We start from the raw sequence: 13,859 nt of genomic DNA, 5'->3' as shown, positions 1-13,859 counted from the left end.
GCCACAACTCACCTGACCAGACCGAAAACCCCGCTCCTCCATCCACAACCCGGGTCAATTCCTCATGGCAATCCCGGGTCAGCTCTCACTGGCATTCAACAGCCAGGCGCTGCAGCGCGGTGCGCTCCGGCTCGGGCAGGCACTGCAACTGCGGGCAGACCTGCCGGGCGAGCGCGCCGCGGTGATAGGTGATGCTGTCGCCGGGAGCCGCGGCGCCCAGCCAGGTGCAGAGCGACGCCTCGGTGAGAGGCTTCGACACTGCGCGGATGTCGGTGATGTTGGTGTCCATACTTAGCCCTACCCAGCCCCTCGCCGATGCGTCTCAGGCCGCCGCGGCGATGCCACCGGCGAGCAGCCGCAGGCGCATTTCCCTGATGCGGCGGTAGAGGACCGACCGCGGCAGGGGACCCTGCTGGCCGAGCTCGTGCGGCGTGCACTGCGTCAGGGCTGCGCAGATGCTGTGGTCGCGCTGGTCCAGGACGGCGCCGGCGCGATCCAGATCGAGGCGGCGCTCCAGCGCGGCCACCGCGTCGGTCTGCTGGCCGCACCACGCCGAATACCCCTCTGATTCGGGGATGATGTCGGCGAGCGTCAGCTCCTCCTCCTGGCCCGGCACTGCGTCATCCAGCGACGCCTCGTGCCGTTCGCGCTTCTCGCGGCGAAGGCGTGTGGCAAGACGGGATGCGCGGTGCTGGAAGCAGACCGTGGCGAAGGCCGCCAACGTCCCGCGCGCCGGATCGAAGCCGGGCAACCGCGCCAGGAGGTCGAGCAGCATGTCCTGCTCCATGTCCTCCCGCTCATGGCTCGGCCGCCCGAGGGTGCGGCAGAGGCGCCGCGCGTAGCGCTCGGCGAGGGGGTGAACGACATCGAGATCGGCGAGGGAAAGCTGGGTGGGCATCCGCGGTGGCTCCTGGAGTACGGCTATGACGTCCAGAAGCAACCACACGACCTGCCGGGGCGGAGAGGCGGAATGGGGCGGAATGGGGAATTGGAGGTGCCTGGGATTTATTCCCCATTGCTAATTCAGCGACTTATGGCCGATTTCGTCCGAAATTAGATAGATGGCCCAGCGATTTCCGCCCCACCCATGCGGGAACTGCTCCCTCAGCCGGTCGCCTGTGGATATCGGGGATAGGCGAACATGAGGGGAACAATGCTGTTGACCAATCGCACAGCAATTCGTCATGATCCCGGCATGTCCATCACCGTTGAGTACCCGCATCACGCCGCCTCGGGCGCGCCTCGGCCGTTGTCGGCCCAGACCCTCTGGGCCGTCGCCGCGCAGGTGCGCCGCCAGGCCATGACGGAGCATGGTGCATTCGCGCTCCCGCTCGCCGCTCTGGTCGCCGCCACGCGGACAGTGTCGGCGAACGGTCGGGCCATCGTGGTCGCCTGGGAGCTCGACCATCCCGTGCATGATGGCTCCGGGGAGGCAGTGCTCGGCGTCTGTGAGACGGATCCCGATATGCCCGGCACGGCGTTGGTCTCCGTGAATGCGCGCATGGTGGCCGGTCGGCCGGATCTCGCAGTCAGCACAGCGGCGCATGAGCTGGGCCATGTGGTGTTCGACGTGCCAGTGGCGCTGGGCGAACCGGCGCGGCGCTACCGCGCGGTGACCACCGGCCCGAGCGCGCTGCTCGATCGGACCACCGCGGCCTCCGAGCGTCGGGCGAATGAGTTCATGGGCGCGCTGCTGGCTCCCCCGGTGCAGCTCCACCTCCGCATGCTGGTGCACGCACGGTCCGAGCGGCTGCGCACGGTGCATGCGGCGCATCGGGGACGGCAGGGTTGTCGCGTCCTGGCCGGCGACAATCCGCGTGAGCTGATTGAGGGCGTGGTCGCCGCGCTGGCAGGTGATTTTGGCGTATCGGAGCGCTTTATCGCCGTACGGCTGAGCCGCTACGGCCTGGTTCAAGGAGAGCAACGGTGAGCTTTGGATCGGTCATCCGCGAGCGACGGACTGCGCTCGGCATCGGGTTGAACGATTTCGCGGAGCGATTGGAAATCTCGGCGGCCTATTGGTCGCGCATCGAGCGTGACCAGGAGAATCCGCCCCGCGACGAGCTGATAGAGCGCGCCGCCGCCATTCTCGGCGTGCGGATGGATGATCTGTTCGTCGAGGCGCAGCGACTGCCGCCCGACATGCGGAAGGATATGGCCAAGGTTGTGCAAGCGTATCGGCGGTTGCGCTTTGTCGGGAAGGGATGAATGTCGTGGGCGGCCGAATTGTGAGGAAGCCCTGCTATGGGCTGGCCGAGATCTGTGAGCGCTGGGGCGTGACGGAACTGGACGTGGCGAATTTCGTCGCGGCCAATGAGCTCACCCTGTCCGTCGTCGTCGCGGGCCTCGCTGTCGAGAAGGGCAGCATCGAGGACGTGAATGATCGAGACTGGTGCCACATCCCGGACGAGCGCAGCTATCTCTCGGGCGCCGCAGATCTCCACCAGTCGCAGGCCTGGGCCACCCTCATGAACGGGTCCGAGACGATCAGCAGCTTCAAGGCAGAGCCAGGTCGCTACATCAGTATTGAAGCGCGCGGCGATGACGCGGGCACGATCGTGGTTTCGCGCGAACGGCTGGTCGTCCGGCATGCCGAGCGTTTGCGCTTCGAGGCGGAGCAGGAGGTGGGTGTGGCGACGGCCAGCAGCACAGCCGCTGTCGTGGCGCCGCCACCGGCCGCGCGGGGCGCAGCACCGCGCTATGACTGGGATGCCTTCTGGGCTGAGGCACTGGTCAGCATGTTCCAGGACGGCCCGCCAGCCACGCTGGCGGAATACGTTCGCCGCATGGAGACGTGGTTTGCTGATCGTGGCGAGCATCCCGATTCCAGCACGATCAAGAAGAAGCTGAGCCAGCCCTGGCGGCGAATTGCGCCTCAGTTGGAACGCCGCCGCGCCTGATTGGGACGGATCGCCGCCGCGGCGGGTAGGGCTAAGTATGAAGCCATCGCCCGTGGGACTGAATGCTCACCTCCCGCCGCACATCCGAGAGGTCTGCGGCATCCTGGCTAGGGGGCTGGTGCGGCTGCGCAGCCGCGCTGCCGAGGATGAAGCGCGCGATGCCGAGATAGCTCGGGGGGTGGGAGACGTTCCCCTACACTCCACCGCCAAGCAGCGCCTGCATGCGAACCCCAACAGGAAGGGACTCGCATGACCAGACGATCCACCGCGCCCGCGCCGGCGCCCACAATCCCGAAGATTCCACCGACGCAGGTGCTGCCGCGGCTCGCCGCGCTGCAGGCGGCGCCCACCGCCACGCTGAAGGAGCAATGGCGGGAGTTGTTCGGCAAGGAGCCGCCGCCCTGGAACCGCGCCTACATCCAGAGCCGCCTGGCCTATCGGATCCAGGAACTCGCATATGGCGGGCTGAAGCCCGAGACCGTCGACCGGCTGGTGGCGCTCGGCGAGCAATTGGATGGCGGCAACGTCGTCCTGCGCCGCATTCGTGCCGACAGCCGGCCGCTGGCCGGCACGCGCCTGCTCCGTGAATGGCAGGGCGTGCAGCACGTGGTCACGGTGCGCGTCAACGACTTCGAATTCGAGGGGCGGCCCTACCAGTCCCTGTCCGCCATCGCTCGCCACATCACCGGCACGCGGTGGAACGGCTGGACGTTTTTCGGACTGCGCGCGCGAGGTGACGCATGAGCCGCCGCGCCCGAATTGAGCCGGCCATGCCGGCCACCACGAAGAAACTCCGCTGCGCGGTCTACACGCGGAAATCGACCGACGAGGGGCTGGAGAAGGAATTCAACACCCTCGACGCGCAGCGGGACGCCTGCGAAGCGTACATCACTAGCCAGCGCGCCGAGGGCTGGGTGCTGGTGCGCGATCGCTATGACGATGGTGGCTTTTCGGGTGGGACCCTGGAGCGGCCGGCGTTGCAGCGCCTGCTGCGTGACATCCAGGCCGACCTGGTCGATGTGATTGTGGTCTATAAGATCGATAGGCTCAGCCGCTCACTGATGGATTTCGCCAAGTTGGTGGAGGTGATGGACGCGCATGGGGTGACCTTCGTTTCCGTCACTCAGAGCTTCAATACCACCACCAGCATGGGCCGGCTCACGCTGAACATCCTTCTGAGCTTTGCCCAATTCGAAAGAGAGGTAATTGGCGAGCGGATCCGCGACAAATTCGCGGCCTCCCGCGCCCGCGGCATGTGGATGGGAGGCAAGGTGCCGCTCGGCTACGACGTGGTGGCGCGCAAGCTGATCGTGAATGAGGATGAGGCCCCGCGGGTGCGCCGCGTGTTCGAGATTTTCGCCCAGACGGGGTCGGGCATGGAGACCGTGAAGCACCTTCGGGAGGAGGGCCTCACCAGCAAGGTGGGCCGACCGCTGGACAAGGGCGATGTCTACAAGCTGCTGAACAACCGGACCTATGTTGGCGAGGCCGCGCATAAGGGGCAGGTCTATCCCGGCGAGCACCAGGGGATCGTACCGCGGGAGCTCTGGGATCGGGCGCATGCCGTCCTCCAGATCAGCCCGCGGGTCCGCGCCAACCAGAACCGTGCGCAGACGCCGGCGCTGTTGAAGGGGCTGATCTTTGGGGTGGATGGGCGGGCGCTGTCGCCGACCCATTCCCGGAAGAATGGCCGGCTCTACCGCTACTACGTGGCGCAGCGCGTACTGAAGGGCGATGCCGCCGGCGACGACAGCATCGTCCGTCGGGTGTCGGCCGCCGAGATCGAGGCGGCGGTGGTGGATCAGGTCCGGGCGCTGCTGCGCCAGCCGGAGATCGTGGTTGGCACCTGGCGTGCGGCGCGCAAGGAGGCGCCGGACCTGACTGAGGGCGAGACCCAGGACGCGCTGCACCGACTCGACCCGCTCTGGGAGCATCTGTTCCCCGCGGAGCAGGCGCGGATTGTGCGGTCGCTGGTGGAGCGGGTGGTGGTCGGGCCGGCCGGTGCCGATATTCGGCTCCGGCTGGACGGGCTCGGCGGCCTCGTCCGCGACCTCGGCGCCATCGCGCCCGATGCGCTGAGGTCGGCAGCATGACCACGGCGACCAGCATCACGGTCCGGGTGCCGCTGGCCATCCGACACCGGCCGGGCAGGAAGACGGTCGTGATGCCCGATTCGCAGGTTTCGTCTTCGACCCCCACCCGCGCCGACCCTGCCCTGGTGAAGGCAATAGCCAGGGCGCATCGCTACCAGCGCATGCTTGACCACGGCCACCACGGATCGCTGACCGAGTTGGCGGCGGCCGAGAAGATGGATCGGTCCTTCCTAGGGAAGCTCCTCAGCCTGACGCTGCTGGCGCCGGAGCTGGTCGAGGCTATCCTGGAGGGCCGGTGCGACGTCGGCCTGCCAACTCTGCTTCGGCCCTTCCCGGCATCCTGGCACGAGCAGGCCAGCGCCTTGGCCTCCGGAAGCAGGTCGCCTTCGTTGCGGGAGACCAAGGCAAGAGGCTAAGGTGCCGAATCGGCTGCGGCACCCTCTGGGACTTGCGGCAAGGGGGGGGGAATTCTTGAGCGGTTTGAATATCTCGAACTTTATTTGGGGAATCGCCGACGACGTTCTCCGGGACGTTTATGTCCGCGGAAAGTACCGTGACGTCATCCTGCCGATGACGGTCATTCGCCGGCTTGACGCGATACTTGAACCGAAGAAGGAAGCGGTTCTCGCCCGCAAGGCGTTTCTCGACGAGAACGGAGTCCGGGATCAGGACCAGCCGCTGAAGCAGGTTGCCGGCGAAGCCTTCTACAACATCTCGCCCTTCACGCTGCGCGACCTCACAGCGAAAACGCGGCAGCAGCAGCTGAAGGCCGACTTCACAGCCTACCTCGATGGCTTCTCCCCGAACGTCCAGGACATCCTGACCAAGTTCAAATTTCGCAACCAGATCGACACGCTGGTCGAGGCCGATGCGCTCGGCCCCCTCATCGACAAGTTCCTCCACCCCTCCGTCAATCTGTCCCCCTATCCGGTGAAGGATGAGGACGGCCGGGTGCGTGTGCCTGGTCTCGATAACCACAGCATGGGGACAATCTTCGAGGAGCTGATTCGCCGCTTCAACGAGGACAATAATGAGGAGGCCGGCGAGCACTTCACGCCGCGCGACGTCATCGAGCTGATGGCGAACCTCATCTTCCTCCCCGTCGCGGAGCGCATCGAGTCCGGCACCTATCTCATCTATGACGCCGCATGCGGAACGGGCGGCATGCTGACGGTCGCGGAAGAGGCCCTGACCAAGCTCGCTGCAGATCATGGCAAGGAGATCAGCACGCATCTCTTCGGCCAGGAGGTGAACGCCGAGACCTACGCTATCAGCAAGGCCGACCTGCTGCTGAAGGGCGAAGGTGCCGAGGCGGAGCGCATCCAGCACGGCTCCACGCTATCTTCCGATGCGTTCCCCTCGCTCGAATTCGACTTCATGCTGTCCAACCCGCCCTACGGCAAAAGCTGGAAGACCGACCTCGAGCGGATGGGCGGCAAGAAGGATCTGAAGGACCCGCGCTTCGTCATCCAGCATGGCGGCGACGCTGAATTCAGCCTCGTCACGCGCTCCTCGGACGGGCAGCTGATGTTCCTGGCCAACAAGCTGGCGAAGATGAAGCGCAACACGCCGCTCGGCAGCCGAATCGCCGAGGTGCACAACGGCTCATCGCTGTTCACGGGTGATGCAGGATCCGGCGAGAGCAACATCCGCCGCTGGGTGATCGAGAATGACTGGCTGGAAGCCATCGTCGCTCTGCCGGAGGGCATCTTCTACAACACGGGCATCGCGACCTACGTCTGGGTGCTGAGCAACCGCAAGGCCGATGAGCGACGAGGCTTGGTGCAGCTGATCGACGCGACGGCTTGCTCCCGCCCGCTACGCCGCAACCTCGGGAAGAAGAATTGCGAGATGGGGCCGGACGACATCCGAGAGGTCTCGGACGTCTTTCTGAGCCAGGCCAATCTGCCGGAGCCGGCAGCAGCGGGTGAGACGCGGCGCGTGCGCACCAAGGTGCTGCCGAACGCGTCCTTCGGCTATTGGAAGGTCGTTGTGGAGCGTCCGCTCCGGCTGGCCGCGCGGCTTGATGATGCCTCGCTGCGCAGTCTGCGTCGCGCCGCGGTGGCGGCGAAGGACGAGGTGCTCGCTGACCTCGTTGAGGCAGTGGCGCCGACGCTCGGCGCCGGTCCCCACCTGGACATCAACGCCGTGCTGGCGGCGATCCGCACGGCGGCCGCCGCGAGGGATGAATCCCTGACCACCAAGCGGGAAAAGCTGCTGCTGGCCGTGCTCGGGCGGCGCGACCCGAAGGCGGCGCCGGTCATTCGCAAGCAGTCGAAGCCCAAGCCCGGCACCCAGCCAGAGCAGGAAGCGCTGCACGGCCGCTACCAGCAGAAGCTGGGTGGCCGCACGGTCGTGGTGGAGTATGAGCCCGACCCCGAACTGCGCGACACGGAGCAGGTGCCCTTCCTGGAGGAGGGCGGCATCGAGGCCTTCATCCGGCGCGAGGTGCTGCCGCACGCGGAGGATGCCTGGGTGGACGAGGACCGGACGGAGATCGGCTACGAGATCTCCTTCACGCGCCACTTCCACCACCCGAAGCCGTTGCGCGATTTGGCTGCGATCGAGCGAGACATCCTGGCGCTGGAGCGGGAAGCCGCGGACCTGCTGCGCCAGGTTGTGAGCGCGGCCTGAGCCATGGGGGCGAGGCTACCACCCTATCCCGAGTATCGTGACAGCGGCCTTGCTTGGCTGCCGCGGGTGCCGAGCCATTGGGATGTTCGGCGCAACGGACGGATCTTCTCGCAGCGCGTCGAGATGGGGCGCGAGGAACTGCCCATTCTGGAGGTGTCGCTGCGGACCGGTGTGCGCGTGCGCAGCTTCGGCGACGGTGGGCGGAAGCAGGTGATGGCCGACCGATCAAAGTACAAGCGCGCGGCCGCGGGCGACGTCGCTTACAACATGATGCGGCTCTGGCAGGGCGCAGTGGGTGTTGCGCCAGAGGACGGGCTGGTAAGCCCCGCCTATGTGGTCGCCGCTCCCTACGATGATGCTGATCCGCGATACTTTACCTACCTGTTTCGCACCACCGATTACATGCGGGAGATCGAGAGCTTCTCACGGGGCATCGTCGCGGATCGCAACCGCCTCTATTGGGCGCAGTTCAAGCAGATGCCATCGCCGTGCCCGCCGTTAGCGGAGCAGCGTCGCATCGCCGATCACCTGGACGCGCATGGCCGACTGACCAATCGGCTGATCCGGAACCGGCGCCGTCTGCTTGCAGTGCTGAAGGAGCGTCGTCAGGGCATCATCAACGACGCGGTGACCCGCGGCGTCGATCCGGCCGCGGCCATGAAGGCGACGCCGGTCGACTCGGTCCCGCTGATCCCGTCGCATTGGCAGTTGAAGCGGCTGAAATACCTCACGCGCTTCTCCAACGGCCTCGCGTTCAAGCCCGCGGATTGGAAGGACGCGGGTACGCCGATCATCCGCATCGAGAACCTCAACGGGAGCGACCAGTTCAACTACACAGATCGGGCGGACCTTCCAGAACGACTGCTGATTCAGCCGGGAGACCTACTGTTCGCTTGGTCAGGCAACCGCGGGACGTCATTCGGTTCCTTTGAATGGGATCGGGCCTTTCCCGCGTACCTCAACCAGCACATCTTCAAGCTGGAGAGCTTCTCGCTTCATAGCCGGTTCTTCTTCTACGCCCTGCGCGCGGTCACGAAGCGGGTCGAGGATAACGCGCACGGCATCATCGGCCTCGTGCACGTGACAAAGCCCGAACTCGGCGCGATTGAGGTCCCCGTACCTCCGCCCGCCGAGCAGGAGGCGATCGCTGACCACCTCGACCGTGTGCTGGGCGAGATCACTGCCGCAGCTGAAAAGCTCGTCAGAGAGATCAAGTTGGTCGAGGAGTACCGGGAGCGCCTGATCGCCGACGCAGTTACCGGGAAGCTCGACGTCCGCGCCGCAGCCTTGGCGATGCTTGCCGACGAGAGCGACGGCGAAGCTCTGCCTTTGGAGGATGAGGAGGCAACGACAGCCGAGGATGCCGACGACGAGGACGATGCCGACGTGGCGCTTGCCGAGGTCGATGAATGACGGCTGCACCGCCAGCGAAGCCGAAGATCTATCACATCCTGCATGTGGACCGGCTTGCCTCAGTGGTGGCGAACAAGCGACTCTACAGCGACGCCGCCATCAGGGCGCGCGCCGGTGCCGGAACGGTCATCGGCATGCAGGGGATCAAGGACCGCCGGCTCACGCTGCCGGTTACCTGCCACCCGAAGACCTATGTCGGGGACTACGTTCCGTTCTACTTTTGTGCTCGCTCGATCATGCTCTACTTGCTATATATGGGGAACGCGCCGGGGCTCGATTACCGGGGCGGCCAAGTCCCTATCGTCACGCTTGAAGCGGACCTCCACACCGTGGTGGAGCGCGCGGACAAGGTGGGGCGACGGTGGGCCTTCTCGCTTGGGAATGCCGGCGCGAACTATCAGTCGTTCAGGAAAGACCTGAGCCAGCTCAGCGATATCAACTGGACGGCGGTCCAGGCCACGGATTTCCGCTCATCCGACGTGAAGGAAGGCAAGCAGGCTGAATTTCTCGTCCACGAACGCTTCCCGTGGTCTCTTGTCGAGAGGATCGGCGTTCGGACCATCGATATGCAGAAGCGCGTGAGGGAAATACTGGACGGCGCGGACCATATGCCGCCTGTTCAGGTCCGAACGGACTGGTACTACTGATGCGGAGGAGAATCGGATGATCACCAGCAAAATCGGAGACCTCCTCGCCGAGCCGGCCGAGGCGCTGGTGAACACCGTGAACTGCGTGGGCATCATGGGCCGCGGCGTGGCACTTCAGTTCAAGAATGCCTTCCCGGAGAATTTCAAAGCCTACAAGGCCGCGTGCGACCGGGGCGACGTGCAGCCTGGCCAGATGTTTGTCGTCGAGGTCGGACAGCTGACCCGGCCGCGCTGGATCATCAACTTCCCCACCAAGCGCCACTGGCGCGGCAATAGCCGGATCGAGGACATCGAGAGCGGGCTCGTCGCCCTGGCCACCGAGATCCGGGAGCGGGGCATTCGCTCCATCGCCATCCCGCCGCTCGGCAGCGGCCTCGGCGGCTTGGAGTGGCGCGACGTCAAGCCGCGCATCGTCGAGGCGCTGCGCGGCATCAACGACCTTGAGGTCATTCTGTTCGAGCCCGCCGGCGCCCCCGTGGATGGCCGCGGGATGGCCTCAAGCAAGGTCCCGCCGATGACCGCCGGCCGGGCTGCCCTGGTCGGCCTGATGCACCGCTATCTCGGCGGCCTGATGGACCCCTTCGTGACGCTGCTGGAGGTACACAAGCTCATGTACTTCATGCAGGAGGCCGGGCAGTCCCTGCGCTTGCGATATGCCAAGGCGCCCTACGGCCCCTTCGCCGAGAACCTCGGCAATGTCCTTGCCCAGGTCGAGGGGCACTTGGTCGCGGGCTACCGCGACGGCGGCGACGCCCCGGACAAGCAGCTCACCCTCGTCCCGGGTGCCGTCGACGACGCCATGACCTTTCTGGAAGGGGAGGAGGCGACGCGGGCGCATTTCGACCGCGTGGCTGCCCTCGTTCAGGGCTTCGAGACGCCGTTCGGGCTGGAACTACTCTCCACCGTGCACTGGGTCGCCAAGGAAGCCCCCGACGCGACGCCGGCGGACATCGTCGCTCGCGTGCATGGCTGGGGTGAGCGGAAGCGCCGCTTCTCGCCGCGGCAGATCGGCCTGGCGCTCGACACGCTGGCCGGTCAGGGCTGGCTGCCGGGCCGCGTGACCACGCCCGCGGCGTGAGTACCGACACCAGCGAGAAGGGCCTCGAAGCGCTCATCGCGCGATCGCTGGTCGATGACGCCGGCTATGTGCTCGGCGACCCGAAGGACTACGACCGCGATCACGTGGTAGACGTGCCGAAGCTCCTGGCGTTTCTCCGGGCTACGCAGCCCGAGGCGGTCACACAGCTTGGGCTTGAGGAGGAGGCCAAGCGCCTCAAGTTCCTCCATCGCCTGCAGGGCGAGGTCGCGAAGCGAGGCGTGATCGACGTGCTTCGCAGCGGCGTGAAGGACGGCCCGGTCTCCGTGGAGCTGTTCTTCGGCACACCCTCGGCCGCGAATGCCAAGGCTGTCGAGCTGCACGCCGCCAACATCTTCAGCGTCACGCGGCAGCTGCGCTACGCCAAGGATGGTAGCACGCAGTCGCTTGACATGGCGACCTTCATCAACGGCCTGCCGATCTCCACCTTCGAGCTCAAGAACAGCCTGACGAAGCAGACCGTCGCGGACGCGGTCGAGCAGTTCAAGCGCGACCGCGACCCGCGGGAGGCGCTGTTCAAGTTCGGGCGTTGCGTCGTCCACTTCGCCGTGGACGATGCCGAGGTGCGGATGTGCACGCATCTGAAGGGGAAGGAGTCCTGGTTCCTGCCCTTCAACAAGGGCTGGAATGATGGAGCCGGGAATCCGCCCAACCAAGCGGGGCTGAAGACCGACTACCTTTGGCGCGACATGCTGACCAAGCCGCGCCTCACCGAGATCCTGGAGAACTACGCCCAGATCGTCGAGGAGCGAGACGAACACGGCAAGAAGAAACCGCCGCGCCAGGTGTTCCCCCGCTACCATCAGCTCGACGTCGTGCGGGAATTGCTGCGCCACGCCGGGGATCATGGTGTCGGTCGGCGTTACCTGATCCAGCACTCGGCCGGTAGCGGCAAGAGCAACTCCATCGCCTGGCTCGCGCATCAGCTGGTCGGGTTGGAGCATGCGGGGCGCCTGGCCTTCGACACCGCCATCGTCGTGACGGATCGGCGGCTGCTCGACAAGCAGATCCGCGACACGATCAAACAGTTCGCTCAGGTGGCATCGGTCGTCGGGCATGCCGATCGCTCGGGTGCGCTGCGCGAGTTCCTGAAGACGGGCAAGAAGATCGTCATCACGACGGTGCAGAAGTTCCCGGTGATCCTCGACGAGATTGGCGATGAGCATCGTGGCAAGCGCTTCGCCATCATCATCGACGAGGCGCATTCCAGCCAAGGTGGCCGCACCTCTGCCAAGATGAACATCGCGCTCTCGGGCGCCGGTGGTGAGGGTCAGGAAGAGGACGAGACGGTCGAAGACACGATCAACCGGATCATGGAATCGCGGAAGGTCCTCCCAAACGCCAGCTACTTCGCCTTCACGGCAACACCGAAGAACAAGACGCTGGAGGTGTTCGGCACGCCGTTCACCGAAGGCGGCGTCACGAAGCACCGCCCCTTCCACACCTACACGATGAAGCAGGCCATCCAGGAAGGCTTCATCCTGGACGTGCTGGCTCAGTACACGCCCATCCGGAGCTACTACCGCCTGGCCAAGGCGGTGGAGGATGACCCCGAATTCGACTCCAATCGGGCGAAGAAGAAGCTCCGTAGCTACGTCGAGGGGCACGAGCACGCGATTCGCCAGAAGGCGGAGATCATGGTCGACCACTTCCACGACCAGGTCATCGCTCGACGGAAAATTGGTGGTGACGCGCGAGCGATGGTGGTGACGGGCGGCATTCAGCGCGCGATCCAGTACTTTCACGCGTTCCGGGACTACCTGCGGGAGCGAAAGAGCCCGTACCAGGCCATCGTCGCCTTCTCAGGCGAGCATGAGTATGGCGGGCAGAAGGTCACTGAGGCGTCGCTGAACGGCTTCCCGAGCAGTGCCATCGAGGAACGCATCCAGAAGGACCCGTATCGGTTCCTGATCTGCGCCGACAAATTCCAGACTGGCTACGATGAGCCCTTGCTTCACACGATGTACGTGGACAAGGCGCTCTCCGGGGTGAAGGCCGTGCAGACCCTGTCGCGGCTCAACCGTGCGCACCCGAAGAAGCACGACACCTTCGTGCTCGATTTCCAGAATGATGCTGACGTGATCGAGGCTTCCTTCGCGCCTTACTACCGCACGACGATCCTCAGCGAGCAGACCGACCCGAATAAGCTGCACGACCTGAAGGCCGCGCTCGACGGCCACCAGGTGTACGACGCGGCTCAGGTTGACGACCTCGTCGCCCGCTACCTGTCCGGCGCGCCACGGGATGCTCTGGACCCCATCCTGGATGCCTGCGTCGCCACATACCTGAGCGACCTGGATGAGGATGGGCAGGTCGACTTCAAGGGGAAGGCGAAGGCGTTCGTTCGGACCTACGGCTTTCTGGCGTCCATCCTGCCGTACACCAATGCGGAGTGGGAGAAGCTCGCCACCTTCCTCAATTTCCTGATCCCGAAGTTGCCAGCGCCGCGGGAGGAAGACCTATCGAAGGGCATCCTCGAGGCGGTCGACATGGACAGCTACCGGGTTGAGGTTCAGGCCTCGATGGCTGTGGCCCTGCCGGACACCGATGCGGAGGTCGATCCAGTGCCGACCAGTGGCGGCGGCCGAAAGCCGGAGCCCGAACTGGACCGACTGAGCAACATCATCCAGGCGTTCAACGACCAGTTCGGGAACGTCGACTGGAAAGACGGGGACAAGATCCGGAAGGTGATCACCGAGGAGTTGCCAGCCAAGGTGTCCGCGGACAAGGCGTTTCAGAACGCGGTCCGAAATTCCGATCGGCAGAACGCCCGAATCGAGCACGACGCGGCGCTGCAACGGGCGATGAACGACCTCGTCGCGGACCACGTCGAGCTTTTCAAGATGTTCCAGGACGACCCTTCGTTCCGGAAATTCCTGACGGACAACATTTTTGCTGCCACCTATCGGCCCGATACGAAGGCCGGCTCGGGAGTGTCGCCGCCCTGAGTTGGCTCCGGGTTGTCATTGGCAGGCGAAGGCGGCCGCAACTTGCAGCGGTGGCACCCGATCAGGATACGAACAAAATCAACGCGTTGTGGGCTTGGGAATTAATCGCCCGAGTCCCGAGGTGCAGA

At 65.3% G+C, this 13,859-nt stretch carries 13 protein-coding genes; 11 read left to right on the top strand and 2 right to left on the bottom strand.

The annotated features are described in order from the left end of the window. Positions 1 to 85: 85 nt before the first annotated feature. Entirely contained in the window at positions 86 to 289 is a 204-nt protein-coding gene (locus DOO78_RS16345; protein ID WP_111470931.1) for a hypothetical protein, read from the bottom strand. A gap of 33 nt (positions 290 to 322) precedes the next feature. Further along, complete coding sequence (locus DOO78_RS16340; RefSeq protein WP_111470930.1) at positions 323 to 898, bottom strand: sigma factor; 576 nt, start codon at positions 896 to 898, stop codon at positions 323 to 325. A 297-nt stretch (positions 899 to 1,195) separates the two neighbouring features. Here DOO78_RS16340 and DOO78_RS16335 point away from each other — a divergent pair, with 297 nt between their 5' ends. From DOO78_RS16335 to DOO78_RS16285, 11 genes are all read left to right on the top strand, one after another. Further along, a complete protein-coding gene (locus tag DOO78_RS16335; protein WP_165838932.1) occupies positions 1,196 to 1,930 on the top strand; it encodes an ImmA/IrrE family metallo-endopeptidase in 735 nt (244 codons plus the stop codon). Further along, positions 1,927 to 2,208, top strand: a complete 282-nt coding sequence (locus DOO78_RS16330; protein WP_111470928.1) for a helix-turn-helix domain-containing protein — start codon at positions 1,927 to 1,929, stop codon at positions 2,206 to 2,208. Before DOO78_RS16335 ends, DOO78_RS16330 begins: the two co-directional genes overlap by 4 nt. Then, positions 2,205 to 2,900, top strand: coding sequence for a hypothetical protein (locus DOO78_RS16325; RefSeq protein ID WP_111470927.1), 696 nt, complete (start codon positions 2,205 to 2,207; stop codon positions 2,898 to 2,900). The genes DOO78_RS16330 and DOO78_RS16325 overlap by 4 nt, the downstream gene beginning before the upstream one ends. 312 nt (positions 2,901 to 3,212) lie before the next feature. Next, positions 3,213 to 3,644 carry a DUF2924 domain-containing protein gene (locus tag DOO78_RS16320; RefSeq protein WP_456309565.1) on the top strand — a complete coding sequence of 144 codons (432 nt, stop codon included), beginning with the start codon at positions 3,213 to 3,215 and terminating at the stop codon, positions 3,642 to 3,644. Then, the gene (locus tag DOO78_RS16315; RefSeq protein WP_207802937.1) at positions 3,641 to 4,993 is read left to right on the top strand and encodes a recombinase family protein; all 1,353 of its coding nucleotides are present in this window, start codon (positions 3,641 to 3,643) and stop codon (positions 4,991 to 4,993) included. Before DOO78_RS16320 ends, DOO78_RS16315 begins: the two co-directional genes overlap by 4 nt. Continuing rightward, positions 4,990 to 5,409, top strand: coding sequence for a hypothetical protein (locus tag DOO78_RS16310; RefSeq protein ID WP_207802936.1), 420 nt, complete (start codon positions 4,990 to 4,992; stop codon positions 5,407 to 5,409). The genes DOO78_RS16315 and DOO78_RS16310 overlap by 4 nt, the downstream gene beginning before the upstream one ends. 55 nt (positions 5,410 to 5,464) lie before the next feature. Then, positions 5,465 to 7,627: a type I restriction-modification system subunit M gene (locus DOO78_RS16305; RefSeq protein WP_207802935.1), complete on the top strand. Its 2,163-nt coding sequence runs from the start codon at positions 5,465 to 5,467 to the stop codon at positions 7,625 to 7,627. 66 nt (positions 7,628 to 7,693) lie between these two features. Beyond that, on the top strand, positions 7,694 to 9,040 hold the full coding sequence (locus DOO78_RS16300; RefSeq protein ID WP_165838931.1) for a restriction endonuclease subunit S: 1,347 nt from the start codon (positions 7,694 to 7,696) through the stop codon (positions 9,038 to 9,040). Then, complete coding sequence (gene darT / locus DOO78_RS16295) at positions 9,037 to 9,687, top strand: type II toxin-antitoxin system toxin DNA ADP-ribosyl transferase DarT (RefSeq protein WP_027285809.1); 651 nt, start codon at positions 9,037 to 9,039, stop codon at positions 9,685 to 9,687. The genes DOO78_RS16300 and darT overlap by 4 nt, the downstream gene beginning before the upstream one ends. A gap of 16 nt (positions 9,688 to 9,703) precedes the next feature. Next, positions 9,704 to 10,765, top strand: a complete 1,062-nt coding sequence (gene darG, locus DOO78_RS16290) for a type II toxin-antitoxin system antitoxin DNA ADP-ribosyl glycohydrolase DarG (RefSeq protein ID WP_111470923.1) — start codon at positions 9,704 to 9,706, stop codon at positions 10,763 to 10,765. Beyond that, positions 10,762 to 13,731, top strand: a complete 2,970-nt coding sequence (locus tag DOO78_RS16285) for a type I restriction endonuclease subunit R (RefSeq protein WP_111470922.1) — start codon at positions 10,762 to 10,764, stop codon at positions 13,729 to 13,731. The genes darG and DOO78_RS16285 overlap by 4 nt, the downstream gene beginning before the upstream one ends. Positions 13,732 to 13,859 lie beyond the last annotated feature (128 nt).

The organism is Roseicella frigidaeris (assembly GCF_003258945.1).
In the GTDB taxonomy this organism is placed as follows: Bacteria; Pseudomonadota; Alphaproteobacteria; order Acetobacterales; family Acetobacteraceae; genus Paracraurococcus; species Paracraurococcus frigidaeris.
The sequence above is the reverse complement of the archived record's forward strand: the minus strand, read 5'-3'. Positions and strand labels throughout refer to the sequence as shown.